This is a genomic window from Corynebacterium sp. ACRPF (assembly GCF_022347395.1).
Classification (GTDB): domain Bacteria; phylum Actinomycetota; class Actinomycetes; order Mycobacteriales; family Mycobacteriaceae; genus Corynebacterium; species Corynebacterium tuberculostearicum_D.
Window position 1 is genome coordinate 1 of record NZ_JAKRNB010000023.1, and the last position, 24941, is coordinate 24941.

The window sequence follows — 24941 nt, forward strand, 5'->3', positions numbered from 1 at the left end:
ATCCGGAGAAGCCGAACCACGTTGCTGAGCACAAGGACATCAACGATAAGAACCAGACTGTGCCTAAGGATGAGCCTGGTGAGAACCCTGGTGAGAATCCGGGTGAGAACCCTGGTGAGAATCCGGGTGATGAGCCTGGTGAGAACCCGGGTGAGAATCCGGGTGATGAGCCTGGTGAGAACCCTGGTGAGAATCCGGGTGATGAGCCTGGTGAGAACCCGGGTGAGAATCCGGGTGATGAGCCTGGTGAGAACCCTGGTGAGAATCCGGGTGATGAGCCGTGGATTACCACCAACGCTGACTTCGAGAAGGGTTCTCATGAGGTTGTTGCTGGTGCCAAGATTGTTGACGAGGTTTCCTACGAGGGTCTGGTTCCGGGTAAGGAATACACCCTGAAGGCTGAGCTCATTAACAAGAAGGACGGCAAGTCTGTTCTGGGCACTGGTGAGAAGACCTTCACCCCGAAGAAGTCCAAGGGCATGGTGCCTGTCACCATCACCGTGAACGATGATGTGAAGGAGCCTGTCCAGGCTGCGGTTGCCTTCGAGGAGCTCACCTCCACCGAGGTCAACGACAAGGGTGAGGAGACTCCGGATGCAACTTCGGAGAAGCCGAACCACATCGCTGAGCACAAGGACATCAACGATGACGCCCAGACCGTGACCTCCCACGAGGTTCACGATCAGGACACCCCAGGCGGTTCCTCGGATGGTTCTTCCAACGGTTCCTCCAAGGGCAAGATTCCGTGGTGGCTCATCCTGATTCCGGGCATCGGCTTGGGCAAGATCATCAAGGATCACCACGACCACAACGACCATGGCAACCACAACGGTGGCCACGGTGATAACACCGGCAACCACGATGGTGGTAACGGTAAGCACACCGACGGCCACAAGGGCGGTAATGGTCATGAGGTCAAGGGTCAGGATGCTCCTAAGGGCGGCAACACTGACAATGGACACGGCCGCGGCGTCGAGGTCCAGGGTCAGGAACCTGAAGAGACTGGCAACGCACTGCCATCCAACGCCGAGCGCGTTGAGATTAAGTCCGTACCGTCCGGCGCAACCGAGCTTGAGCCGGGTATGCAGGATTACATCAAGTAATCCCTAGGCTTCGGTGAGGTGGCCCACTGGCCGCCCTGCCGGGGCTGAGACTTAAACACCAAAATCCCCTCCAGGGTGTGATTGCACACGCTGGAGGGGATTTGCATATAACCTGCACAGGGTAGACAAATCGAGGAAGTGAAGGAAGCTAGCTATGGGAAAGCACAGGGAGCCAGAGCAGGCGGAGGAAAACGGCGCTTCGCAGTATCCGGCGAGTGGGGAAGAAGGGGGCGTCGGCAAGCAGGGCATGGGCCGTGGCAAGCTGATCGCTATTATCGCGGCCATCATTGTCGCGGCGTTGGTCTTGCTGCAGGTAGTGCTGTACCTGGCGCGCGATGATGAAGATGAGGCCGGCTCGGCGCCGGAGACGGTGGCCAGCGAGAGCGCACCGGAGGAATCTGGGCCGAAGTCCGATGCTTTCGTGGATGATTCGGGCCAGCAGGAGCACGAGTATGAGGCCGCGCCTGGCGAGTTCAAGGGCTTCGAGGGCATGTCGGTAGGCATCGACGGCGAGTACGCGGCCGTGGACCCCGTACAGGTCACGGACCAGGGCGTACTGCTGCCGCCACACGACGTCACCCGGGTGGGCTGGTACTCCGCCTCCGCAGTGCCGGGTGAGCCGGGCAATGTGGGCTCGAGTGTGATTACCGGCCACATTAACTATCAGGGCCAGGGCACTGGTTATGCGGAGAAGTTCACCAAGCTGAAGAAGGACCAGGAATTTACCGTGGTCATCGACGGCCAGGAGCGCACCTTCCGCGTGACCGAGGCTCCGTACCGCCTGCCTAAGGGCTCCGGATTCCCGGATGTGGTCAACGATAAGGAAGGCGAGAACCGTCTGGTTCTCATTACCTGTGGCGGCCAGTTCGTTGGTGGCGCGCTGGGTTATGAGGACAACATCATTACCGTGGCGGAACCGGTAGGCGAGCCAGAGCAGCCCGCCGAGCAGCCGGCAGGGGAGGCTCCGGCCGAAGCCCCAGCCGAGGCACCGGCTGAGGCACCTGCAGCCTAGGCTGAAACTCCTACGGCGCCCTGTGGAATTGCCCACAGGGCGCCTTCGCCTATCCGGCTCACCTGGCATGTAGGTGGTGGGGTTGGGGCCTAAATATGAAATAATTTAAGGCAGTAAACGCCGCTGCCTGCGGCTTAGAAGGAGCATTTTCATGGATAATCCAGGCGAGATCGCCGGTCATATTGGCACGCCGCTGACCAGCAATGCCACCAAGGTATTGCTGCTGGGCTCGGGCGAGCTGGGCAAGCAGCTGGCCATGTCCTTCCAAAACCTGGGCTTGGAGGTCCACGCGGTGGACTCGTATGCGGGCGCGCCGGCGCACCAGGTGGCGCAGTATAGCTACGTCGCCGATATCAAGGACACCGGGCGCATCCTGCAGCTGGCCCAAGAGATTCAGCCGCATTTTGTGGTTCCGGAGGTAGAAACCGTTGCGGTAGAAGCGCTGGAGGAGATGGAGGCGCATAGCGACGCCATCGTGGTCCCCTCCGCCCGCGCCTGCGCCATGACGCAGGACCGCCAGTGCGTGCGCGAGGTGGCGGAGAATATTGGGCTGCCGGTTTCCGCGTATCGCTTTGCTAGCTCCGTGGAGGAGCTCGAGGAAGCGGTGGGGGAGCTGGGCTTTCCGTGCATCATTAAGCCGGATGTGTCCACCTCCGGCAAGGGCCACATGATTGCCCGCGATGAAGAGGATGTGCGCACCGCGTGGGAGACCGTGCGGCGCGTGTCCTCGGATTCGCAGCGCGTGGTGGCCGAGCGCTTCGTGGACTTTGACCTCGAGGTCACCCTGCTGGCCATCCGCTCCATCGATCCGGCCACGGGCAAGTTGGCCACGTGGTTTAGCGAGCCCATCGGCCACCGCCATGAGCGCGGTGACCTCGTGGAGGAGTGGCAGCCTACCGGCATGAGCGAAATCGCGCTGGAAAACGCACGCTCGGTGGCCGCGCGCATCTCTAATGAGTTGGGCGGGCGCGGCGTGTACTGCGTGGAGCTCTTCGTTTCGGGCGATGATGTGTACTTTTCCTCCGTGTCCCCGCGGCCCTCGGATACGGCGATGCTGACCTGCTATACCCAGCGTTTTTCCGCCTTTGACCTGCATGCGCGCGCGATTTTGGGCTACCCCATCGACGCCACCCTGGTCACCCCTGGCGCCAGCGTGGTCATCCACGCGGACGAGGAGTTAAATGAGGTGGCCTATACCGGCGTCGCCGCGGCCCTCAACTACGCCGAGACGGACGTGAAGCTCTTTGGCAAGCCCGGGGCCTACAAGGGCCGTCGCATGGGCTTGGTGTCTGCCACCGCGGAAAGCGCGGAGGAGGCGCGCGACCGCGCAGCACTAGCGGCGCACAAGATCGAGGTGACCTCCACGCCGGGCCTTTTGGCCCAGGGTGGTGCGCGCGGCATCGAGCCGGAGGCGGATAACGTTCCCGATATCGAGGTCGTGGAATACGAGGGCGGCGTGGAGCTCGACCCGAAGCTTGCCTCCGGCGTGGATGACGCCGACTAGGAAGCGGGGCGCAGCATCGGCTGGTGAGGGACTCCCTCGTCGTCGAATAGCTCGCCTACCGGAGTAAAGCCAAAGCCGGCGTAATAGTCCACGAGGCCGGCCTGCGCCTCCAGATAGAGCGGCTGGCCTGGGTGCATGCGCTCGCCTAGGTCGACGGCCGCTTGGAAGAGTTCGCGGCCGAGGCCCGTGCCGCGCGCGGCGGGCGCGAGTGCGAAGCGGCCGATTTGGGCGCCGGCGGCGTCGGCAAGCGCGGCGTCAGTGGGCGCGGCCGGAAAGACGCGGGCCGTGCCAAGCAGCTCGTGGGTGTCTGCGTCCCAGGCCAGCAGGTGCACGGTCTGGGGATCGGCGTCGGTGGCGTCAATCTCGGCGTATGGGCAGCGCTGCTCGTGCACAAAGACGTCCACCCGCAGCTTGTAGAGCTGGTGGACGTCCAAGGCCGCCAGCTGCTCTAGGGGCGCGGCGGAAATGATATGCGGCATGGGCTAGGCCTGCGGACCGGCGTGCTTGACCATCTCGTCCCACTCGACGATCTTGATGCGCTCGCGGCCGTGCGGTTCACCGGCGGCGCGCTCGGCGGCATCCAGGCGGTGCCAGCCTTCCCAGGTGGTCACGGCGATATCGCGAGAGGCCAGGAAGTCCAGGATATCCTGCGGATCGCGCTTGGTGGCCGGCTCTAAGTCGCCTGCCTTGTAATCGGCGATGAGCATGGTGGTGGTGTCCTTGGCATCGGACTTGGTATTGCCAATCAGGCCTACTGGGCCGCGCTTAATCCAGCCGGTGGTGTAGAGGCCAGGGAGCTTCTCGCCGTCGACATTGGCCAGCACGTGGCCGCCGTCGTTAGGCATGGTGGCCTGGGTCTCGTCGAAAGGTACGCCGTCGACGGACTGCGGGTGGTAGCCCACCGCGCGGTAGACGGCCTGCACCGGCCACTCGGTGAACTTGCCGGTACCGGTTACGGAGCCATCGCCATTGAGCTCGGTGCGCTCGGTCTTGATGGCGGTGACGTGGCCGTCCTCGCCCAATACCTCTACCGGGGACTCGAAGAAATGGATGTAGAGCTTGTGCGGGGCGTCGCCCGGCTCGCGCATGGCGTAAGACTCGAGGGTCTGGCACACCAGGTCGGTGGATTTGGCGGCGCGGCGGGCCTCTTCGGAGGCGGCGTCATATTCGATGTCCTCGGGGTTGACGATGACCTCGATGGTCGGGGACTCGTCCAGCTCCTTGAGCTCCTTCGGCGTGTACTTGGCCTGCGCCGGGCCGCGGCGGCCGAAGACGTGGACCTCCTTGGCGCGGTTCTTCTTCAGCGCCTCATAAACGTTATTGGGGATCTCCGTCACGAGCAGCTCGTCCGCGGTCTTAGCCAGGATGCGGGAAACATCGAGGGAGACATTGCCCACACCAACGACGGCGACGGACTCTGCGGAGAGATCCCAGTCGCGCTCGAAGTTGGGGTTGCCGTCATAAAAGCCCACGAATTCGCCGGCACCATGGTTGCCTTTGAGGTCCTCGCCTGGGATGCCCATGCGCTTATCGGCGGTAGCGCCGGTGGCGAAGATAATGGCGTCATAATACTCGCGCATCTCCTCGACGGTGATGTCCTTGCCCACCTCAATATTGCCTAGGAAGCGGATCTCTTCCTTTTCCATAACGTTGTGCAGGGACTGCACGATGCCCTTAATACGCGGGTGATCCGGTGCCACGCCGTAGCGGATCAAACCGAACGGCGTCGGCATCTTTTCAAAAAGATCGATCTGCACATCGAGGTCGGATTTCACTAGAAGGTCAGAGGCGTAAATGCCTGCCGGGCCGGAGCCGACCACGGCGACGCGCACTGGGTTAGTCATGTGCTTAGGGAGTCCTTTCTTTCGTTGTGCTGCATATTCTACGCGGTCACTATGCGATAAAAACCACAGCGTTACTAACCCCAGTTTAGGGAGGTCACGATGGGGCATAGGAGGGGGTAAATCGCGTACAGTGGAATAGTCACCGCGTGTTAATAACTGTGATGGCTGACATGAAGTTATGACACGCGTTAATTGTGTTCAAGTGACCGTGACTGAAAGGTAAATTGCATGTCTGCATCCCATTCCGCAGTTATTAGCGCTATCGGCCGTGGCTTCGATGGCCTCGACGTGCCCGCCTTGGCTAAAGACCTAGGCGCGGAGCTCATCCGCCTCGAAGACTTCGATGCCACCGTCGCCGCCGTACTTGCTGAGGCTCCCGCCGCTGAGAACATCGTGGCGCAGGGCACCGGCGATATCGCCTTCGATGCTGAGGTAGCTGCCGCCCTTGGCCTGCCGCTGGCCATCATTTCCGGCGCCCCGCAGCGCACCGGCGAGCTTGCCCAGCACAATGCGGAATCCCTGGGGGCTACCGTCGCTGGCATCTTCACCGATCTGGAAGCGGTTCCGGGCGCACTTGCTGCGCTTGGCGACGTCTCCCCGGTCATGTCCGCAGACCTCTTCCAGAAGCAGCTCATTGACCAGGCCCGCGCCGCCGGTTCGCACATCGTTCTGCCAGAGGGTGACGATGACCGCATCCTCGAGGCAGCCCACGTGGTGCTGCGCGATAAGGTTGCCAAGCTGACCATTCTGGGCAACGAGGCTGATATCAAGGCCCGTGCCGAAGAGCTCAAGCTCGACCTGGCTGGTGCCGAGATCATCAACCACCTCGAGTCCCCGTTGGCAGAGGAATTCGCTGCCGACTTTGCCGAGCTGCGCAAGAAGAAGGGCGTTACCCTCGAGCAGGCTCGCGAGACGATGAAGGATATTTCCTACTTCGCCACCATGATGGTGCACAAGGGCTTGGCCGATGGCATGGTTTCCGGTGCTGCTCACACCACCGCCCACACCATCAAGCCTTCCTTCCAGATCATCAAGACCAAGCCGAATGCTTCCGTGGTCTCCTCCATCTTCCTGATGGTCATGCGCGGCCGCCTGTGGGCCTTTGGTGACTGCGCCGTCAACCCGAACCCCACCGCTGAGCAGCTGGGCGAGATCGCCATCGTTTCCGCACAGACCGCCTCCCAGTTCGGCATCGATCCACGCGTGGCCATGCTGTCCTACTCCTCCGGCACTTCCGGTTCCGGCCCGGACGTTGACCGTGCAGTGGCCGCCGTCGAAGCAGCCAAGAAGCTGGATTCTTCCGTCAAGGTGGATGGTCCGCTGCAGTTCGACGCCGCCTGCGACCCAGGCGTTGCGGCTAAGAAGATGCCGAACTCCGAGGTGGCCGGCAAGGCAAACGTCTTCGTCTTCCCGGATCTTGAGGCCGGCAATATTGGCTACAAGACGGCACAGCGCACCGGCGGCGCGCTCGCCGTGGGCCCGATCCTGCAGGGCCTGAACAAGCCGGTTAACGATCTGTCGCGTGGCGCGACCGTTCCGGACATCATCAACACCGTTGCAATCACCGCTATTCAGGCTGGAGAGAAATAAATGTCATACGTTCTGGTCCTTAACTCAGGTTCTTCCTCCGTTAAATTCCAGCTGGTCGATCCCGAGTCCAGCGCCACGGATACGCCGCTGGTCTCTGGCCTGGTCGAGCAGGTTGGCGAGCCCCTCGGCGCCGTCACCGTCAAGACCGGTGGCGAGAAGTACAAGGAAGAGCTGGAGATCCCTACTCACTCCTTCGGCCTTGAGCGCGCTTTTGCCATCATGAGCGAGCACAACGTTGGCCCAACCGACGTGGATGTCATCGCCGTTGGTCACCGTGTTGTTCACGGCGGCCGCCTCTTCTCCGAGCCACAGCTCATCGTGGACCAGATTGAGTCCATGATTGAAGACCTCATCCCGCTGGCTCCGCTGCACAACCCGGCCAACCTGGACGGCATCCGCGTGGCCCGCAAGATGCTGCCGGATATCCCGCACGTTGCCGTCTTCGATACCGCCTTCTTCAATACCCTGCCGCCGGCTGCCGCACTCTACGCCATCAATAATGAGGTGGCCTCCAAGTACGATATCCGCCGCTACGGCTTCCACGGCACCTCCCATGAGTTCGTCTCCCAGCAGGTGCCAGGTCTCTTGGGCCGCGACCCGATGCACACCCACCAGATCACCCTTCACCTGGGCAACGGTGCTTCTGCAGCGGCTATCCGCAACGGCCGCGCTATCGATACCTCGATGGGCCTTACCCCGTTGGCAGGCCTGGCTATGGGTACTCGTTCCGGTGACATTGATCCGGGTATCATTTTCCACCTCGTCCGCGAGGCGGGCATGAGTGTGGACGAGATTGACACCTTGCTCAATAAGCAATCCGGTGTCAAGGGCATCGCCGGCGTCAATGACTTCCGTACGCTGCGCGAGCGCATTGATAACGAGGACCAAGACGCCTGGCTGGCCTATAATATTTACATCCACCAGCTACGCCGCTTCATCGGTTCTTATATGATTTCCCTCGGCCGCGTTGACGCCATCACCTTCACCGCCGGCGTAGGTGAAAACGATACCGAGGTCCGTCAGGACTCCCTGTACAACCTGGATATGTACGGCATCCACTTTGATAAGGAGCGCAACCTGGTCCGTTCCGACCAGCCGCGCATGATCTCTACCGAGGATTCCCCGGTTAAGGTCTTTGTCGTTCCGACCAACGAGGAGCTGGCTATCGCTCAGAAGTCCGCCGAAATCGCCGCAATGGCGCGTGAGGCTGGCCTCTACAAGTAAGGACTCTTATGTCCAGTTAGAAGCTGGAATGTGAACGAGAGGCGTGCGGTCCGCAAAGGGCCGCGCGCCTCTTTTTTATCTCTGAACCTAGTACAGCAAGCGTTTCGTTTATTTTGTTTATTCTGTAGGGTGGGGGTATGAAGGACTTACAAAATGGCGGGACAACTCGGGGTACCAGCCCAGCGGAAGAGGCTTTATCAAGGCTCAATTCTGTGTTGGAGACAAAAGATTCACCGGCACCAGTGGATATATTCGTGCATGGAACCGAGCAAATAATCGCAATTCCGCGAGAGATCGCCGAAACCCTGCAGAAAGTTCTCGCCATCGAAGCGGCAGGGAAATCGGTCCGCGTAGTGCCCGAGGAATCCGAGTTCACCACGCAACAGGCAGCAGACTTTCTCAATGTTTCGCGGCCACACGTTGTAAAGCTTATTGATGAAGGGAGCCTTCCCGGCTACAAAGTTGGGTCCCATCGCCGCGTGAGTCTTGCGGATCTGCAGAAATACAAGAATGAAAGAGATGCCAGTCAGCGCCGTGCCGTAGCTGAATTGACAGCCTTATCGGAGGACCTGGAGCTTTATTAGTGGGGCGGTTGACGGTTGTTTATGACGCCAATGTGCTCTACCCGAGCATGCTCCGTGATGTCTTGATAAGGGTGGCTGGTAGCGCTGTATTCCGTGCCCGATGGACGGAGAGAATCCTAGATGAAGTCTTCTTTAACTTGCAGCGTAATCGCCCTGATTTAAACCCTAAAAAGTTATGCCGCACCCGTAGATTGATGTGTTTGGCGGTCGAGGACTGTCTTGTGACTGGATACGAGGAATTAATCGATGATCTATGGCTACCAGATCCGAATGACAGGCATGTCCTAGCGGCAGCAATTAGTTGTGGTGCTCAAAGTATCATTACTGAAAATGTAAAAGACTTTCCTTGTTCTATTCTTGATGGTTTTGGCATTAGGCGGCAGAGCGCCGATGAGTTCTTGTGCGAGTTAATCGCTTCCTCGTCCGCGATTGTGCAGCAATCGATTGAGGACGCGGCTGCCACTTTTCAAAAGCCACCGCGAAGCGTGGAGGATGTCCTAACGGCATTAGCGTTATCGGGAACACCGAGGGCAGTCGAAATGCTTCGTTCTAAAACTTTCAAACGTGTCGTCTGATTTATGTAGCGCAGGATGGCCTAGAAAATGTGCCGCTTGTGGGGCGGCTGTACGAGCCTGTGTAGCGATTAGAAGGTAGTGACGGGGCGGACCTGGTTGGCTAGGTCAACGAGCGCGTAGCGGTGGCGGCTAAACGGTGCCTGGCGCGCGAGGGCGCGGAGTGTCTCGGAGAGACCGGTGCGCAGGCCGCGCTGGGTAAAGGCGTATTCGAAGAGGTCGTTGGGGGAGGCGGCGCGCGAGAGATCGGCATTGCGCAGGAAATTGAGGCCGGCGGAGATGACGGCGATCTTGATCTGGAGGAAGCGCGGCTCGTTGGTGGGGACCTCTTCGAGGCGTCGGGCGGCGCGGCGGATGCGGGACTCGGAAAGATCGTGGACGATGAGCTGGAGGATCGTCGTCAAGCGGGCCATGCGATAGTGGCGCGAGGCATTGGGGACCTTGTCAAGTACCACGACAGCTACCTCCACCTGGCCCTCGGAGCGCAGTTGGCGGGCGAGGCCAAAAGAAGAGGAGACGGTGGTGGGGTTGGTGGACCACACAATGCCGTAGAGGCGCATGGAGTTAAAGCGCAGTGCGGCCGGATCCTGGGTGACGTGGTTCCAGATTTCCGGCTGGCCCTCAAAGGCGGAGTTAGGGAGATCGGCCAGCGTGGAATGCATATTGGAGCAGGCGCGGGCCACGGTGGGGTCAATAAGCGCGGTATCGCTATAGTCCAGCTGCTGCAGAATGAGTTCATTGATGGCGGCGATGGCCAGCTTGGGCGCCGCCTCGCCCGGCAGAAGATCGAGGACGGTGGAGAAGTACTTCTGGGCGTCGCGGTAGTCGTCGTGAAGCAGTTCGGTAATGCCGGCGTACCACTGGAAACGCCAGTCGCGGCCGAGGCGGTCCTCGATGGAGCTAAGCCACTGGCGGGCTTGGCCGGTATAGCCTAGGTCGATCATGGAGCGCACCACGCCCAGCGGGATTTCAGCCGAGTGCTCGTACTCGGGGGTCTGCATGGCCTGGCGGAGGGTCTCCAGGGCCTCCTGAGGCTCCGCATAGGAAGCGCCCTGCAGCAGGCCAGCGCCCACGTCATCGCGGTCCAACAGCGGGGTAGGCAGGGCGGAGACGACCTCGGGGGCGGTGATTTGGACGGTGCGATCGATGCCGTCGATAAGCTGATCCGTGCGGAAGACTAGGTGCTTGGTGCCAAAGGTGGTACGTTGCGGCGAGAACAGCGAGTGCTGGGAGGGGTATTGCAGGCCGTCGCGGATGGCAATGACCTCGCGCAGCACGCCATAGAGCTGGGTGCGCAGCTCCTTGATGGAGGTAAAGCGGCGCTCCGGATCCGGGTCGGTGGCGCGCTGCAACAGGCGGTAGAGCGATAGGAAGCGGCGCAGCTCCGGCTCCTCGGTCGGGGTGGGGATGCCCGGCAGATAGACGCCGTCCTCGGTAGGCAGCTTGAGGCAGAGCGAAGCCAGGGTGCGGCCGATGGTGTAGATATCGCTGGCGATGGACGGGCCCTCGGTGGCCACTTCCGGGGCCTGGTAGCCCTTGGTGCCGTAGATATAGCCAAACGCGCCGATGCCGGAGACCGCGCCCAGATCAATGAGCTTGACCTGGTCCTCGGTGACGATGATGTTATCCGGCTTTAAGTCGTTGTAGACCACCCCGCGCGAATGCAGGTACTCCAGGGCCGGCAGGACTTCTAGGATATAGGCGATGGCGATATCGACCGGCAGGAGCTTGTCTGGTTGCTTTTTGCGCCTGCTTCTTAGCGACGGCCCGCCGACATACTCCATGACAATAAAGCCGCCGGGCACCCGGGCGTCATCGATGAAATTAAAAATCTTGACGATACCAGGGTGGGTAATATCGGCGAGGAATTCGCGTTCTGCCACCGCAGCGGCGGTTTCATCGGCCGATTTTTGGGCCTGCATACCTTTGAGGACCACCACTCTTCCGGAGACAAAGTGATCATTGGCCAGGTAAATCCAGCCCATGCCGCCGTGGGCGATAACGCCCAGGATTTCGTACTGTCCGGCCACCATGTCACCGGGCTGTAGCTGTGGTGGCGAAATCTTCTTGCCGGAGGATTCCTCGGTGGGGTCAATGAGGGCATCGGTCGGCTCGGCCGGGGTGATAAACGGCAGGCGCACCATGCCATCGGCCACGCGGCGCTCGGAGCGGTGGGTGCCGCGGCGCTCACGGAAGGTATCCAGCGCGCGCCGGCGCGAGCGCTGCGAGGAGTCCTCCTGGGCCTTTTGGGCGCGCTGTTGTTCGCGCTGGGCGCGGATATTGTCTAGGTCTGCTAACAGGGTGGAAATGTGGTCTGGGTCGATGGAACCATCGGCGTCCTCGTCTTCGTCCGCGAAGGGATTGAAGGCAACAGCGGAGGTCCCAGCATCATCGCCGGGCTCATCCTCATCGGCGAAGGGGTCAAAGGCCACGGCCGCAGTGCCCTCGTCGTCCTCGTCTGCAAAGGGGTCGAAAGCAACGGCGGCGGTGGCGGGGCCGTCGTCCAAGGAGGCATCGTCCAGCGCATCCGGCTCCTGCGCGGAATTGGCGGCATTGGTGGGCTGGCGGAAGGCGCGCTGGGTATCGAGGTTCTCCGGCTCGATGTATTCGAGCTCGTCATCGCTGAAATTCGGGTTATGGCTCATGGCTTAGCGTCCTCCTCGATGTACGTACCGGCCGGCAGCGTGGGCTCTTCCAGGTAGGTGCCGAGCCACTCCTCAAAGATTCTTGACCAAGTGCCGTCGCGGCGGATGCGTTCGAGCGTGGAATTTATTTGGCGCAGCAGCGAGCGGGTGTCATGCTGCTTGCTGGGGCGGCGCACGGCCACGCCGTAATTCTCGGTCTCTAGCGGCTCACCCACGATGGAGGTATAGGAGTCTTGGGCGGCCATGCCGGAGAGCAAGGCATCATCGACGACGATGCCATCGGCCTGGTTAAGCTGCAGGGCCATCAGGCAATCGCCCCAGGAACGGGTAACCAAGATATCGGACTTGGGGGCGTGCTCGCGGATGGTTTCCAGCGCGGTGGACGCGCCCACACCGCATAGGGTCTTACCGGCGGCGTCCTTCACGGACTTAATGCCGGAATTGGTAAGCACCAGCATGCGGGTTTGGGTGCTCATATAGGGAATGGAAAAGGCCACGTCGCGCTCGCGTTCCGGGCTAATGGTCATGGTGCGCACAATCATGTCCACCGCGCCGGTTTTGAGGGCATCGACGCGGTCGGAGGATTCCACGAAGCGGAAGTCCACCTTGTTGGGATCGCCAAAGATATCGCGGGCAATCTCGCGGGCAATATCCACCTCGAAGCCGCGCACGTCACCAGTGGCGGCATCGCGGTAGCTCAGCAAGTTATTGGAACGGTCCACGCCCACGATGAGACGGCCGCGCTTGACGATGTCCGGCACCCGCTCCTTCGCCTTCCTATCATCCGGGCGGTAGCTGCCCCTGATTTCCTCATCAGAGGAACGGTGAGCTGCGGTAGATCCGGCCTTTTCAATTTCCGCGCCTTCCGGCAGCGGTGGGCCCGGTTTTGAATCGAGGGCGTGCTCGGCGGGCGCCTCCAGCGGCGGGGTGGAGCGAACATCGCAAGAGGCGAGCGGTAGCGCGGCGCAGGCGCAGGCAAGCGCGGCGAGGGTAAGGCGTGGGCGGCGCATTAGAGGTACTCCTGCAGTCGGGGGCGGATGCCCAGCCATACGGCAATAATGGCGCACAAGGTCAGCAGGAACACGGCCGAGGACACCGCAGTCATGGCGGTCAGGCCGCGCTCCAAGTAGCTGCGCATGGCGATGCGCGCCTGGCCAATGAGATCCGAGAGCTCCGCGTCGAGCTCGTCATAGGAACGCGCTGCGGTCATCTCGCCATTCCTGGGCTCGGTGGCCGTGGCCTGGTAGATGGCCTCGTCATAGTCGCCCTCCTTGAGCGCAACCATGAGTTTGTCGTGGGTACCGCGCCACTGCTCGGCGGCCGCCCGGGCGCTGTGAATGAGTTCTGGGTCGGTGACCTCCACGTCCTCATCATTGAGCGCCTCCTCATAATCCTCGAGGGCTCCTTCGATGGAGTTGATGGAGCTGGAAAAACGCACCATCGAATCCTCCTCGGAGGAGCGCAGCACCAGCGCCAGGGTCTCAGAGGTACGTGCCTGTTGCGCCTCAATCCGCGAGGCCGTGAGCGAATCCCACGGGCGCGAGGCCGTCTCAAAGCCCTGGTGGCCGGTGGACCAGGTGGCGAGGTTGGATAGTGCCACCCAGGAGATGGCCAAGAAAAGCAGCACGCTGGCAGTTAAGAAGCCGCGGTTAAAACGCCGGCGGGTCTGGCGCCACAGCCACCATTGGGCCACAGCGAGGAAGAAGAGTGCCGCCAAAAGGCCGGAGAGTGGCACCCACTGCGGCGAGGTGAGCTCTTGCTGTTGCTGATTTACCTTGGCGGTGGTCAGCTGGAACAACTCGGAGGCAGCCGGCAGGATATGCTCGCGCATCAGGGCCGAGGCATTGGACATATAAGAATTGGCCACCGCATTGCCCGCCCGATGGTTGGCGCGGGCCTTTTCCACCATTGCGGTATAGACGGGCAACTCGCGTTGGATAAAGGTCACCAGCTCGCGCACCCGACCATCCTCTTTGGTGGTGCCCAGCACGGATTCGGTGGCCGCTACGGAAGCGGCATCGATGGCCTCGTTATAGCTATCGCGGTTACGCTCGGATTCCACGCCGGCCTGCACGAAGCCGGTGGTGGCCACGGTATCGGCCACCGAGAGCGAACTATAAAGGTGGTGCGCCGCGTTCGACATCGGCTCGGTGGTGCTCAGCAGCTCGTCTAGGTCGGAGTGGCGGGCGGCGGAAGATTGGGACATCGATAAGCCGGCGGCGCCTAGGGCAACGGTGAGAATGAGCGTGACCGTAAAAAGCTTGCCTGGGGTGGTGGAGGCAAAGTAGTAAAAGCGGCGCAGCAGGCGCGCCGGGCCCGCGAACCATTCCATGGCGCGGCTACTGAGCCCGCTGAAGGCCGGGCCGGTGGGCGCGGTGACCTCATCGAGCCAGTGATCGCTCGGGTGAGCGTGCTCGTCATGCACGCTTTCTGCCCGGACTGCCTGCTCGGTCATTCACTTAGAATAGCGCCCGCAGTGTGCTGGGCGCCACCATATACCCGCGTGTGTGGCTAGGATAGGCAGCATGCATAACCCTCACAGTGGAGACGGCTGGGCGGCAGGCCCCGGCGGCATTCGCGTCTGGGGAAAATTTGGTGCCGCCGGCCTGTTCCTCGTCGCCGGGCGCAAGGTGCTCCTCCAGCACCGCGCCGCGTGGACCAATCACGGCGATACCTGGGGGATTCCGGGTGGCGCCCGCGATTTTACGGAGACGCCCACCCAGGCCGCGCTGCGTGAAACCCATGAAGAATGTGCGATTGCACCCCAGGACGTAGAGGTGCTCGATGCGCGAGTAACGGCCGGGCCCTATCCCGCGGCGGGGGATCTGCCGGGGGAGTGGACCTACACCACCGTCCTAGCACGCACGCGCACCGGCGCACCGCTTCCTACTACAGCTAATGAAGAGTCCTATGAGCTGCGCTGGGTGCCTTTTGAAGAGGTAGAAAGCCTCCCCCTTCTGGCCGCCTTCCGCCACGCCTTTCCCACCCTGCGGGAGAGCGTGGAGGCATTAAACAGGTAAAGTTGCCGGATTTATGGCACGCTAGTGCCATGATCGAAGTAGAAGGACTGACTAAACAATATAAGTCTGTCCGCGCCGTTGACGATCTCACCTTTCAGGTAAAACCCGGCATGGTCACCGGGTTCCTGGGTCCCAATGGCGCGGGCAAATCCACCACCATGCGCATGATCCTGGGCTTGGATACTCCCACAGCCGGCAGGGCGCGCGTCAATGGCAAGCACTACCACGAGCTGAAGGATCCCCTGCGTGAGGTAGGCGCCTTGCTCGATGCCAAAGCGGTGCACCGCAACCGCAGCGCCGCCAACCACCTGAAATGGATTGCACAGTCCAACGGCATTTCTACTTCCCGCGTTGACGAGGTCTTGGGGCTGGTAGGGCTTTCCGACGTCGCCGGTAAGAAGGTCGGCGGCTTCTCCCTCGGCATGGGCCAGCGCCTAGGCCTAGCCGGCGCGCTGCTCGGTGACCCCGGTATCCTCATCCTGGATGAGCCGGTCAACGGCCTCGACCCGGAGGGCATTCGCTGGGTCCGCCAGCTCGTGCGCGCCCTGGCCGATGAGGGCCGCACCATTTTGATTTCCTCCCACCTGCTCTCGGAGATGTCTCAGACCGCCGATCACCTCGTGGTCATTGGTAAGGGCCGCTTGGTGGCTGACCAGCCCACCTATGACTTTGTGAAGGACCACTCGCAGTCCTCTGTGCTGGTGCGCTCCGACCATCTCGATGCCTTTAGCTCCGCGCTGCGCTCTGAGGGCATCGCCTTTACTGAGTCCACCGACGAGGAAGGCCGCCCCCGCCTGGTGATTTCCAACCAGACCACGGACTTCGTGGGCCAGCTGGCCTACTCCACCGGGGTGCCGCTAAATGAGCTCAGCCTCAAGCGCGCCTCCTTGGAGGATGCCTTCATGGAGCTTACTGGCGACGCCGTCCAGTACCACGGCTCCACCGGCGCCCCCAACCCGGGCATCGCTGGCACCGCTGGCGCCGCCACTCCGTTCGCTCGACCCACCCAGCAGGAGGTTTAATTCGCCATGCTGAATACCTTGAAGTCCGAATGGACCAAGCTGCACACCACCCGCTCCTTCTGGTGGACCACCTTCATATTCCTCTTCTTTGTGTGGGGCTGGGCTATCTTGAATGCTCGCCTTACCCAACCGGCAGAAACCCCCGAGGATGCAGCGTTGGGCATGGATGTTATCACCCCGGATGGCGCGGTGTCTGTTCTTTTCGGCCTCGGCCTGCCCGTGCTCATGATCCAAGCCATCATGATCGTGACCACCGAGTACCGCTACGGCACGCAGACCATCACGTTTATGGCTACCCCGCGCCGCTGGTCGGTGGCCTTGGTCAAGCTGCTCATGTACGCGGTTATCGCGGCCGCGCTGACCTTCATCGCCGTGGCGGGCGCCTACCTGCTTACCGAGCTTTTTGCCCACGATGAGGTAGCCGCGCAATTCCACCCTTGGGACGATGAGATGGGACAAAAGCAGCTGTGGAAGTACCCCCTAGCCGCCGCGCTCCTTGTCCTCTTCGCACAAGGCCTAGGCCTGCTGCTGCGTTCGACGGCTGGTGCTGTGGCTATCGGCCTCATCCTCTTCCTCGGCGTGGACAATCTCGTAGCCAGCATCCCCAAGGTTGGTAGCAAGCTGGTTAACTTCATGCCGTTCAAGTCTTTCCAGTCTTGGCTTTGGGAGATAGATCCGGTGGATGCTCCGTGGAAGGAATCCTGGGGATTCTGCCTGGTATTTATTGCCTGGGCCGTTATCCTGTGGGTCCTCGGTGTCATCTTGCTGCAAAAGCGCGACGCCTAAGCGGCTCTAACGCACAGCACCGCCCCGGATGGCAGCTCATTGGCTGCATACCGGGGCGGTTTCTTATCGCCACAGCTATCTCCGCTGCCAGCTAGCGCAGCCGCTGCCCGCTTTATTGCAGCGCAGAAGTTAGACGCATGACATTATCCACGTAACGGCGGATGAAGCCACGCTCATTCCACTCCTCAAGGGTCAGCTCGTGGCATACGGCGCGGTAATTGGCCACGAGCTGGTTGAACTGGTCAATGAGGTCTCCCTTGGCCACCAGCATGGTGGATTCGTAATTTAGGCCGAACGAGCGCGGGTCCATATTAGAAGAGCCAAACATGCACAACGGATCGCGGCCCGGATCATCCGGGTCGGTGATGATGAACTTGGAGTGCAGCACAAAGGGGTAGGGGAATTGGTAGATGCGCACACCCGCCTCCAGCAGCGCCTGGTAGTAGGAGGATTGGGCGTGGTTGACCATAAACTGGTCCGCCTTTGCCGATACATAAAGTTCCACGTCCACGCCGCGGTAGCAGGCGGTGGTCACGGCCTCCAGCAGGGATTCATCCGGGACGAAGTAGGGCGAGCACAGCACTAGCCGGTCCTTGGCGTGGTGTACCAAGGAGTTGAACATGCGCAGGTTTGGCTCAGTGGTGTAACCCGGCCCGGAGGGGATTATCTGGAGGTGGTTGGCGTCGGCAGTCTGGGCGTCGTCATATGGCAGCTCATCCAGTGGCAGGTTCTCTTCTGCCTCGAGGTACCAATCCACGGCGAAGATTGCGGACATGGAGGTCACAATCGGGCCGGAAAGCTCCACCATGTAGTCAATCCAGTAGCGGTCCTTGGTCTTGTACTGGCGCTTAATCATATTCAGCGAGCCAATAAAGCCCACCTTGCCATCGATAATCACCAGCTTGCGGTGATTGCGCAGGTCAGGGCGGCGGAAGCGGCCCTTGTGGAGCTGGATGGGCAGCATGAGATGCCAGTCGACGCCTATCTCCGTTAGCCGCTTGCCCAGCGTGAAGTAGCCCTTGTACTTGAAGCTGCCGATCTGATCCAAGAGCAAGCGCACCTTTACACCTCGGGCGGTAGCCCTGCGCAGCGACTCAAAGAAGACGTCTGTGGTCTCATCCCAGGACTGGATGTAGATCTCGATGGATACGTACTTCTCGGCGCGGTCAATAGCGGCGGTAATGGCGCGAATGGACTCGTCATAATCCGCGTGCAGGCCAAGGTTATGGCCCACCAATGCTGGGAACCCGGTCAGCTCGCGGTTGAGCCGAATAACCGACTCTACTTCCGCCGAAAGGAGGCCCTGCGGATGATCCGGGGTGCGGGCTGTGACGTTTTCAATCTTCTCATTGGCTTCTTGCTGGATGCGGTGGCGACGCCGGTTGATATACGGCGATCCCATGAGCAAAAACAGCGGCAGGCCGATAAATGGCAGCACCAGAATAGCCAATAGCCACGCGGTGGAACTGGAAGGCCGACGGCCTTCCGGCACAAAACCAACGGCAATAATCTTGATGCCGTAATCAAGGATCAGGAATACGAGCTGCCAGAAGCTGAGATCAAGAGACCAAGACATTTAACGAACGGAATCGAAATCGGGCAGATCGTAATCTGCGATAAGCGGGCAATGATCAGAGGTTTTATCGCCGGCGCGCTCCACCATGTCTACCTGCGCGCCGGTCACATGCTTGGCAAGCGGGGCTGAAGCCAACTGGAAGTCGATGCGCATGCCTTCGTTCTTTTGGAAGCGCATGCCTTTGTAATCGAAGTAGGTATAGCGCTGGTCCTCCGTGAACCGGCGGGTAACTTCCTCGAGGCCGGCTTCTTCCAGCATCTGGAACGCGGCGCGCTCTGGCTCGGTGACATGAGTCTTGCCGCGGAATGCCTCAATATCCCACACGTCTTCATCGCGCGGGGCAATATTGAAATCACCGGTCATAAGCAGCTTGGATTGCGCATGATCTTCTGCATAGCGCGCCAAGTGATAGAGAAAGTCCAGCTTGTAGTCGTAGTGGCGGTCCGTAATCTCGCGGCCGTTGGGCACGTAGAGAGACCAGATTTCTACGCCACGGATGCGCGCCCCTAGTGCTCGGGCCTCACGGTCTTGCGGCTTTTCTGGATCTTTGGCAAAGCCTGGCTGGCCCGGAAAGCCGATAAAGACGTCCTCGGGCTCTTCCTTGGACACAATGGCCACGCCGTTCCACTGGTTGAGCCCGTGGCAGGTGACATGTAGGCCCGCGTCCTCGAAGGCCTCGCGTGGAAACTTATCGTCTTTTACCTTAGTTTCTTGCAGGCACAAAACATCGATGTCGTGCTTGGAGATAAGGTCCAGCGCCCGCTGTGTGCGGGTACGAACGGAGTTAATATTCCACGTGGCGATGCGCATGCCACATAGGTTACCTGCCCGCTGTAGCAAGGTCAGCGGGCAGTCCCATAAGGCTCACCGCCCAGACCGGAAGTCCGCAGCGCGGAGAGCTAGTCGCGCAGGCGGGCGTAGATGCGCCGGTGTTGCTCGATGAAACCGAGCTTCTCCGCCAGCCGCACGCCGGCGATATTCGAGGCCGGGACGGTGAGGTACGCGTGCTCAGCGCCGTTGTCGTGGCCCCAGTGCAGCAAATGCTGGAGTGCGAGTGCACCGTATCCGCGGCGCCGGAAGTCCTCGGCCACTTCGATGGAGGAAAGACCCAGCCACGTGGTGCCATCGCCGGATTCGCTCAGGGTGCCGCGGGCAATGGCGACGGTCTCGCCATCGAGGACTAGGCGGCCAAATCCGAGCGTCCCCTCGAGGTGAGCGCCAAGGCTCTGCAACGCTTCGGCAGAAAGGGCATCGGTGCGGGATTGATACATCGCCAGCCACTCGTCATCGGGCTGGGCGGCGAGGTGGAAGGTGGGGGAGGGAGAGGGGGCGTCGGCAAGCGCGGGCAGATTCCGCAGGACCATGGCGAGGACCTCTGGCTCAGTCTCCCAGGCGGGGTCGGCGAGCAGGCGCTCGGCCGGCTTGCCTATGCGCTCCGGGACTAGCAGGCGCACTGGAAGGCTGTGGCGGGCGTAGAAGGCCTTAATCTCCTCCAGTGGCACCGGAGTGAAGCCGGCCGAAGGCCCCACGGGCACGGCCGAGTTGGAGCGGCCGGAAACCCCGTCGCTCGCGCGCAACAGCCAGGAACCGTCGCTGGTCCAAGCGTGGTCTGTGCTGGGGAAAGCCGCGGCCGCGGCAACCTCCACTGCGCGGATATCGGAATTGCGGACCATGCGCGGGGAGAGGCGTTTAATGATCTTCAGCTGCTCTGGCGGGATCTCCACCGCCTCCAGGTCGGAGGGGTAGCCGCCGACCTCTTGTGGGCGAATGACCAGCGGATTGAGGCTCAGTACGTGCCCAATGACATCGCTATGCACATCGCCGAAGTCGCGCCGGGCCACCACGCGCTCGCCCACTTGGACGGCATCGGAGCGGAAAATGCGTGACATTAGTCGTCGTGGCCGAAGGGATCGGCGTCCTCACCCGGTACCCAGGAATAACCTGGCTCGGTCCAGCCGTGGCGCTTAATGGCCTTCTTGGCCTGGCGCTTATAGCGGCCAATGAGGGTATCGGTGTAGAGGAAGCCATCGAGATGGCCGGTCTCGTGCTGCAGGCAGCGGGCGAAAAAGCCATAACCCTCGACGGAAATGTCATTGCCGTTTTCGTCCTTGCCGGTCACGCGCGCCCAGTCGGCGCGGCCGGTGGGAAAGCCCTCGCCTGGCACGGAGAGGCAGCCCTCGTCATCGGAGCCATCATCGGCCGGCATGGTCTCTGGGATCTCGGAGGTCTCCAGCACGGGGTTGATAACGCAGCCCTTGCGCATGCCCGCCTCCTCGGACGGCAGCTCGGTGCCATTGGGGCCATCCGTATCGGGGCAGTGGTAGACAAAGAGGCGCTTGCCAATTCCTACCTGGTTAGCGGCCAGGCCCACGCCATTGGCGGCGTCCATGGTTTCATACATGTCCGCGATGAGCTGCTGCATTTCCGGGGTGGAAATCTCGGATTCTTCCACCGGTTGGGTGGGTTCGTGAAGCACGGTCTCGCCGTGGATAACGATGGGGCGAATAGTCATGCCTTACAGTTTAGGCATGAACCCCTTGTCTGACCTAGACGCCGCCATTTTGGACTTCGAGGAAACCGCGCCGCGCAGCATCGGCCACAAGGAAGAGGCCATCCGTGCGCAGCTGGACATCTCCCCGGTGCGCTACCACCAGCGCCTTAACCTGCTTCTCGACGCCCCCGCGGCCGCCCAATCCCATCCCCTCCTGGTCGCACGGCTGCGGCGCCTGCGCGAGGAGCGAGAAGACACGCGGCGCGCCGCGCGGGGAAATACCCCAGATAGTTAATTCTGGGTACTAGTGTTGCGTATGTGACTAATGTGAATCCGGAAAATTCGACCGACAAGGTATCCGACGAAACCCGCGCCGGCTCTGCTGCCGGTGCGTCCGCTTCCCGTGCAGCAAAGCGCCCCGCTGGTGGAGGCGCGCACGCTAAAAAGGGCGGCCTCCCGCTGCGCGGCCTGGCGATGGTCCTCATCGCCGTGGCCGTTATGCTCGGACTCTGGGCTTTGTACTCCATGACCTCAGGCGACGATGACTCCACCGTTGCCTCCGAGAGCAAGCAGGAAAACTCCACCGGTTCCACCATCGGTGCCGCGCCCGAAGGATCTGCCGGCCCCGACGCCGCAGGCTCCCGTGCCCCTGGCGCGCCAGGCGCTTCCGAGGGTGCGAGCGCCCCTGCCCCCGCACCGGCACCAGGTGAGGGCGAAGGCGACGGCGCAGGCGACCGAGCTGCCTCCGGCGCTGCCGATGAGGGAGCCGCGGCCGGGGGAGAAGCCGCCGCAGGCGAGGAGAACGCCCACTCCGCCGCGCGCGACCGCAACGATATTAAGGTCAGCGTTCTCAATAACTCCGGCGAGGTAGACAAGGCCAAGAAGGAAGCCGATTCCCTCAAGGGGGGCGGCTTCAAGGTTGGCTACGTAGGTAACCTGCCTGGCGATGTCCTTACCGTCCCGAAGACCACCGTCTTCTTCCCAGAAGGTGATACCTCCGCTGAAGCACTGGCTAAGGAGGTCGCCGCCCGCTACCAGGCCGATATCGCCCCGATGAACCGCGATTTGCCTAAGGAAGCAACCGATGACGGCGCCGTCGTCGTCGCCCTGGCGGTTCCGCAGGCCTAAGCAAGCCGCGCACCTAATTTAAAGTCCAAGGCCATCCGGCCGAAGAGAAACACCAAAGTTCTTCGACCGAAGGCCTTGGACTTTTGTGATCTGACCTTTTCCGCGCCCGCAGGCCCGCCGGTGCGAACAGGTTAAATAAAATTCACTTCTTAATACCTGTCACCCGTTAAGCTGAATGGGTGAAGATCCCGGCAGAACAATTCGCCCGCTCTCCCGAACCAACGCTCGGCGTGGAATGGGAGGTGGCGCTCGTGGACCGTGGCACGCGCGACCTTGTCCCGCGCGGCGCAGAACTCATTGACCTCGCCACTGCAACCCACCCCGAGATTCATCTGGAAAAGGAATTTCTCCAGAACACGGTGGAGCTGGTCACCGGCGTCTGCCATACCGTGCCGGAAGCCATCGCTGACCTGAACACTTCCCTGAAGGCAGTGGAAGAAGCAGCCGATAAACTGGGCGTAGACGTCTGGGCCTCTGGTGGCCACCCGTTTACGGACTTCCGGGAGAACCCGCTTTCGGATAAGCCCAGCTATCAAGAAATCATCGCGCGCACCCAGTACTGGGGCAAGCAGATGCTGCTTTGGGGCACGCACGTGCACGTGGGCGTTAGCCACGAGGACCGCGTATGGCGCATCATCAATGCGCTGATGACCAAGTACCCCCACCTGCTGGCCATTTCTGCGTGCTCGCCCGGGTGGGAGGGCCTCGATACCGGCTATGCCTCCAACCGCACCATGCTGTACCAACAGCTGCCCACCGCAGGCATGCCGTATCAATTCCGCGATTGGGCCGAGTGGCAGTCCTATATGCGCGACCAGGCCATTTCCGGCGTTATTAATCACACCGGTTCCATGCACTTTGATATTCGGCCGGCGTCCAAGTGGGGCACGGTGGAGGTGCGCGTCTCTGATGCGACGTCCAACCTGCGCGAGCTCTCCGCCATCGTGGCGCTCACTCACTGCTTGGTGGTGTACTACGACCGGCTTATCGACGCCGCGGAGCCCCTTCCCACCCTGCAGCCCTGGCACGTGGCAGAAAATAAGTGGCGCGGTGCCCGCTATGGCATGGACGCGCTGGTGATTACCTCCCGCGAGACCGATGAGGCCTGGGTTAAGGACGAGTTAGCGGAGATGGTGGATGAGTTTAGCCCCATTGCGCGCGAGCTGGGATGCGTCAACGAGTTAAAGCTCATCCACGAAATTATCGATGGCGGAGCCGGCTATGAGCGGCAGCGCCGTCTCTTTAAAGAGACGGGCAGCTGGCGCGAGGTGGTCGAAGAGACCTGCCGCGAGTTGCACACCTTCCGCCCGCTCTAAAGCGGCGGGCAGGCGGGCCCGGGGCTAGTCCTCGGAGCGTGAATGGCGACCGTAGGCCGGGATATCGGGGATATCGGTGATGTCCTGAGCCGCCGGGAACGCGCGGGTTTCCGGCCCTACCGCGGGCATTTCTGCCGTTTCATCGCTGACGGGTTGCGCTGCCCGTGGATGACCCTGGCCCCTCCGGCTCGTAGCTGCCGTATTAAACGAGCGCGCCGGGAGTGCCCCGGCCTCCGCGGAAGCAGGTTGCGCACCAGCGGGCTTTGCGCCAGTGGGCTGCGCAGGTAAGTGGTGGCGGCCCGGGGCGGGCGCTTCCTCTTCCGGCTGGTTGCCAGGAATAAAACCCCACACCGCGTAGAAGGCGATAAAGAGGACGCCGGCGCCGGTGAAGGCCAACGTTCCCCACGGCTGCAGATCCCAGTGGTTGAGCGAGCGGCTAGCCGCAGATAGCCACACGGGTGCGGAGATAAACGGCATGGTTACCGCACACATAGCGAGCACCGACACGAGGCCAGCGACCTGCGCGCCGAGGATGCCGGGCAGGCGCTTGCCCAGACCTTGGTTGACGGCAACCAGCACGACGACGGCCAGCGGCACCGTCCACACCCAGTGGTGATACCAAGAGAAGGGGGAGACCAAGCAGGAGCTGATGCCGGCAAGCGCGAGTGCGGCGGATTTATTGCGGTGCTTCATCGCGGTGCGCAGCGCCAGGCAGGTCAAGATGAAGACCACGACCACGGCGGCGAGCCAGATCCAGCCGCCATCGATGCCCCATGCGCGGACCATCACCGAGCGAATGGACTGCGCACCTGGGTTGGTGTGCTCGCCCACGCGGGAGGACTTAAAGATAGCGTCGGTCCAGAAATCGGCGGCATCCGGAATGGTCACGAAACCAATGGCAACGGTCACCGCGAAGGTAAGGATGGCGATGATCGCTTGCCACCAGCGCTTCTGGAAGAGCAAGACCAGACCCATATAGGCCGGGGTGAGCTTCATACCCGCGGCCAAACCAATGCCGATGCCGGGAAGAGCGCGCTTGCGCGGGAGGATGTCCAAGGCCACCAGCAGCATCAAAAAGATGTTGATCTGGCCAAAGAATAAGGTGCCGTGCACCGGTTCATTCGCCGGGGTGCAGCACAGCAGCAAGATGCCCAGCAGCCAAATTGCCGGGGAGAGCTTGAGGCCGCGCTCGCGCAGGACCAGCATAATAACCGTGAACAAGGCGAGGGCGGTGCCGCCTTGCCAGAGGAGGATCAAGGGGGCGTCGGCAAGCGTGGAAAGCCACGTGAAAAGAGTGCCGGAAAAGGGTGGATAGGTAAAAGGCAGGTCGCCAATATAGGCGTTATCGTAGAGGTCCGCGCCTTGGGCCACCTCGCCGCCGGCGAGCCAATAAATCTTCAGATCCAGGGGAACGCGCCACACAAAAGCGCTATTGCCGTCGAAGATGCTGAAGCGGTAGACGATGACGCCGATAAGAGCGGCGAGCAAAGCCACCATAGTGGGAAGCCCATAAAGCTTTTTCAC

23 protein-coding genes are annotated in these 24941 nt (G+C 61.5%); 13 read left to right on the forward strand and 10 right to left on the reverse strand.

Translation table 11 applies throughout. The annotated features are described in order from the left end of the window. The 3 genes from MHX61_RS09895 to purT all read left to right on the forward strand — a co-directional run. On the forward strand, positions 1-1103 hold a 1103-nt coding region (locus MHX61_RS09895), incomplete at its 5' end, for a VaFE repeat-containing surface-anchored protein (protein WP_239194488.1). A 154-nt stretch (positions 1104-1257) separates the two neighbouring features. Then, positions 1258-2115 (forward strand): class F sortase, encoded by an 858-nt coding sequence (locus tag MHX61_RS09900; protein ID WP_239194490.1) that lies wholly within the window; start codon positions 1258-1260, stop codon positions 2113-2115. Between the two features lie 151 nt (positions 2116-2266). Beyond that, positions 2267-3619: a formate-dependent phosphoribosylglycinamide formyltransferase gene (gene purT, locus MHX61_RS09905; protein WP_239194492.1), complete on the forward strand. Its 1353-nt coding sequence runs from the start codon at positions 2267-2269 to the stop codon at positions 3617-3619. On the opposite strand, the gene MHX61_RS09910 is transcribed toward purT, so the two are convergent. After that, positions 3616-4098 carry a GNAT family N-acetyltransferase gene (locus MHX61_RS09910; protein ID WP_239194494.1) on the reverse strand — a complete coding sequence of 161 codons (483 nt, stop codon included), beginning with the start codon at positions 4096-4098 and terminating at the stop codon, positions 3616-3618. The genes purT and MHX61_RS09910 overlap by 4 nt on opposite strands. A 3-nt stretch (positions 4099-4101) precedes the next feature. After that, a complete protein-coding gene (locus tag MHX61_RS09915) occupies positions 4102-5463 on the reverse strand; it encodes an FAD-dependent oxidoreductase (protein ID WP_239194496.1) in 1362 nt (453 codons plus the stop codon). A gap of 228 nt (positions 5464-5691) precedes the next feature. On the opposite strand from MHX61_RS09915, the gene pta reads away from it, so the two are divergent. From pta to MHX61_RS09935, 4 genes are all read left to right on the forward strand, one after another. Then, on the forward strand, positions 5692-7053 hold the full coding sequence (gene pta, locus MHX61_RS09920; protein ID WP_239194498.1) for a phosphate acetyltransferase: 1362 nt from the start codon (positions 5692-5694) through the stop codon (positions 7051-7053). Then, on the forward strand, positions 7054-8277 hold the full coding sequence (locus MHX61_RS09925; RefSeq protein WP_239194500.1) for an acetate kinase: 1224 nt from the start codon (positions 7054-7056) through the stop codon (positions 8275-8277). It abuts the gene before it with no gap. 137 nt (positions 8278-8414) lie between these two features. Then, on the forward strand, positions 8415-8861 hold the full coding sequence (locus MHX61_RS09930; RefSeq protein ID WP_239194503.1) for a helix-turn-helix domain-containing protein: 447 nt from the start codon (positions 8415-8417) through the stop codon (positions 8859-8861). Next, the gene (locus MHX61_RS09935) at positions 8861-9436 is read left to right on the forward strand and encodes a PIN domain-containing protein (RefSeq protein WP_370658419.1); all 576 of its coding nucleotides are present in this window, start codon (positions 8861-8863) and stop codon (positions 9434-9436) included. The genes MHX61_RS09930 and MHX61_RS09935 overlap by 1 nt, the downstream gene beginning before the upstream one ends. 68 nt (positions 9437-9504) lie before the next feature. On the opposite strand, the gene MHX61_RS09940 is transcribed toward MHX61_RS09935, so the two are convergent. Genes MHX61_RS09940 through MHX61_RS09950 form a run of 3 tightly spaced genes read right to left on the reverse strand, consistent with a single transcriptional unit; the run spans position 9505 to position 14533 of the window. Continuing rightward, positions 9505-12078 carry a serine/threonine protein kinase gene (locus MHX61_RS09940; protein ID WP_239194506.1) on the reverse strand — a complete coding sequence of 858 codons (2574 nt, stop codon included), beginning with the start codon at positions 12076-12078 and terminating at the stop codon, positions 9505-9507. Next, positions 12075-13088, reverse strand: a complete 1014-nt coding sequence (locus MHX61_RS09945; RefSeq protein WP_239194509.1) for a glutamate ABC transporter substrate-binding protein — start codon at positions 13086-13088, stop codon at positions 12075-12077. Before MHX61_RS09945 ends, MHX61_RS09940 begins: the two co-directional genes overlap by 4 nt. Continuing rightward, a complete protein-coding gene (locus MHX61_RS09950; protein WP_239194512.1) occupies positions 13088-14533 on the reverse strand; it encodes a hypothetical protein in 1446 nt (481 codons plus the stop codon). Before MHX61_RS09950 ends, MHX61_RS09945 begins: the two co-directional genes overlap by 1 nt. 70 nt (positions 14534-14603) lie before the next feature. Between MHX61_RS09950 and MHX61_RS09955 the strand changes: the two genes are divergently transcribed. The 3 genes from MHX61_RS09955 to MHX61_RS09965 are packed head-to-tail and all read left to right on the forward strand — an operon-like array spanning position 14604 to position 16906. Continuing rightward, positions 14604-15098 carry an NUDIX domain-containing protein gene (locus tag MHX61_RS09955; protein WP_005329848.1) on the forward strand — a complete coding sequence of 165 codons (495 nt, stop codon included), beginning with the start codon at positions 14604-14606 and terminating at the stop codon, positions 15096-15098. 29 nt (positions 15099-15127) lie between these two features. Beyond that, positions 15128-16120 (forward strand): ABC transporter ATP-binding protein, encoded by a 993-nt coding sequence (locus MHX61_RS09960; RefSeq protein ID WP_239194515.1) that lies wholly within the window; start codon positions 15128-15130, stop codon positions 16118-16120. A 6-nt stretch (positions 16121-16126) separates the two neighbouring features. Beyond that, on the forward strand, positions 16127-16906 hold the full coding sequence (locus tag MHX61_RS09965) for an ABC transporter permease subunit (RefSeq protein ID WP_239194517.1): 780 nt from the start codon (positions 16127-16129) through the stop codon (positions 16904-16906). Between the two features lie 112 nt (positions 16907-17018). Here MHX61_RS09965 and cls read toward each other — a convergent pair whose 3' ends face one another. The 4 genes from cls to MHX61_RS09985 all read right to left on the reverse strand — a co-directional run bounded on the left by cls (position 17019) and on the right by MHX61_RS09985 (position 20994). Next, on the reverse strand, positions 17019-18482 hold the full coding sequence (cls, locus tag MHX61_RS09970; RefSeq protein ID WP_204610917.1) for a cardiolipin synthase: 1464 nt from the start codon (positions 18480-18482) through the stop codon (positions 17019-17021). After that, complete coding sequence (locus MHX61_RS09975; RefSeq protein WP_204610918.1) at positions 18483-19292, reverse strand: exodeoxyribonuclease III; 810 nt, start codon at positions 19290-19292, stop codon at positions 18483-18485. A gap of 89 nt (positions 19293-19381) precedes the next feature. Further along, positions 19382-20371, reverse strand: a complete 990-nt coding sequence (locus tag MHX61_RS09980; RefSeq protein ID WP_239194519.1) for a GNAT family N-acetyltransferase — start codon at positions 20369-20371, stop codon at positions 19382-19384. Continuing rightward, positions 20371-20994, reverse strand: a complete 624-nt coding sequence (locus MHX61_RS09985) for a peptide deformylase (RefSeq protein ID WP_005325608.1) — start codon at positions 20992-20994, stop codon at positions 20371-20373. Before MHX61_RS09985 ends, MHX61_RS09980 begins: the two co-directional genes overlap by 1 nt. On the opposite strand from MHX61_RS09985, the gene MHX61_RS09990 reads away from it, so the two are divergent. The 3 genes from MHX61_RS09990 to MHX61_RS10000 all read left to right on the forward strand — a co-directional run bounded on the left by MHX61_RS09990 (position 20993) and on the right by MHX61_RS10000 (position 23417). Then, positions 20993-21268, forward strand: a complete 276-nt coding sequence (locus MHX61_RS09990) for a DUF3263 domain-containing protein (RefSeq protein WP_239194521.1) — start codon at positions 20993-20995, stop codon at positions 21266-21268. The genes MHX61_RS09985 and MHX61_RS09990 overlap by 2 nt on opposite strands. Before the next feature lie 23 nt (positions 21269-21291). Then, complete coding sequence (locus MHX61_RS09995; RefSeq protein WP_239194523.1) at positions 21292-22101, forward strand: LytR C-terminal domain-containing protein; 810 nt, start codon at positions 21292-21294, stop codon at positions 22099-22101. A gap of 179 nt (positions 22102-22280) precedes the next feature. Beyond that, positions 22281-23417: a glutamate--cysteine ligase gene (locus tag MHX61_RS10000; protein WP_204610920.1), complete on the forward strand. Its 1137-nt coding sequence runs from the start codon at positions 22281-22283 to the stop codon at positions 23415-23417. Between the two features lie 24 nt (positions 23418-23441). On the opposite strand, the gene MHX61_RS10005 is transcribed toward MHX61_RS10000, so the two are convergent. Continuing rightward, a complete protein-coding gene (locus MHX61_RS10005; protein WP_239194525.1) occupies positions 23442-24941 on the reverse strand; it encodes a glycosyltransferase 87 family protein in 1500 nt (499 codons plus the stop codon).

What these genes read in the sequence shown, in the direction of transcription:
- MHX61_RS09900 (WP_239194490.1), top strand. Translation starts at nt 1,258, where the DNA reads ATGGGAAAGCACAGGGAGCCAGAGCAGGCGGAGGAAAACGGCGCTTCG.
- purT (WP_239194492.1), top strand. Translation starts at nt 2,267, where the DNA reads ATGGATAATCCAGGCGAGATCGCCGGTCATATTGGCACGCCGCTGACC.
- MHX61_RS09910 (WP_239194494.1), bottom strand. Translation starts at nt 4,098, where the DNA reads ATGCCGCATATCATTTCCGCCGCGCCCCTAGAGCAGCTGGCGGCCTTG.
- MHX61_RS09915 (WP_239194496.1), bottom strand. Translation starts at nt 5,463, where the DNA reads ATGACTAACCCAGTGCGCGTCGCCGTGGTCGGCTCCGGCCCGGCAGGC.
- pta (WP_239194498.1), top strand. Translation starts at nt 5,692, where the DNA reads ATGTCTGCATCCCATTCCGCAGTTATTAGCGCTATCGGCCGTGGCTTC.
- MHX61_RS09925 (WP_239194500.1), top strand. Translation starts at nt 7,054, where the DNA reads ATGTCATACGTTCTGGTCCTTAACTCAGGTTCTTCCTCCGTTAAATTC.
- MHX61_RS09930 (WP_239194503.1), top strand. Translation starts at nt 8,415, where the DNA reads ATGAAGGACTTACAAAATGGCGGGACAACTCGGGGTACCAGCCCAGCG.
- MHX61_RS09940 (WP_239194506.1), bottom strand. Translation starts at nt 12,078, where the DNA reads ATGAGCCATAACCCGAATTTCAGCGATGACGAGCTCGAATACATCGAG.
- MHX61_RS09945 (WP_239194509.1), bottom strand. Translation starts at nt 13,088, where the DNA reads ATGCGCCGCCCACGCCTTACCCTCGCCGCGCTTGCCTGCGCCTGCGCC.
- MHX61_RS09950 (WP_239194512.1), bottom strand. Translation starts at nt 14,533, where the DNA reads ATGACCGAGCAGGCAGTCCGGGCAGAAAGCGTGCATGACGAGCACGCT.
- MHX61_RS09955 (WP_005329848.1), top strand. Translation starts at nt 14,604, where the DNA reads ATGCATAACCCTCACAGTGGAGACGGCTGGGCGGCAGGCCCCGGCGGC.
- MHX61_RS09960 (WP_239194515.1), top strand. Translation starts at nt 15,128, where the DNA reads ATGATCGAAGTAGAAGGACTGACTAAACAATATAAGTCTGTCCGCGCC.
- MHX61_RS09965 (WP_239194517.1), top strand. Translation starts at nt 16,127, where the DNA reads ATGCTGAATACCTTGAAGTCCGAATGGACCAAGCTGCACACCACCCGC.
- cls (WP_204610917.1), bottom strand. Translation starts at nt 18,482, where the DNA reads ATGTCTTGGTCTCTTGATCTCAGCTTCTGGCAGCTCGTATTCCTGATC.
- MHX61_RS09975 (WP_204610918.1), bottom strand. Translation starts at nt 19,292, where the DNA reads ATGCGCATCGCCACGTGGAATATTAACTCCGTTCGTACCCGCACACAG.
- MHX61_RS09980 (WP_239194519.1), bottom strand. Translation starts at nt 20,371, where the DNA reads ATGTCACGCATTTTCCGCTCCGATGCCGTCCAAGTGGGCGAGCGCGTG.
- MHX61_RS09990 (WP_239194521.1), top strand. Translation starts at nt 20,993, where the DNA reads ATGCCTTACAGTTTAGGCATGAACCCCTTGTCTGACCTAGACGCCGCC.
- MHX61_RS09985 (WP_005325608.1), bottom strand. Translation starts at nt 20,994, where the DNA reads ATGACTATTCGCCCCATCGTTATCCACGGCGAGACCGTGCTTCACGAA.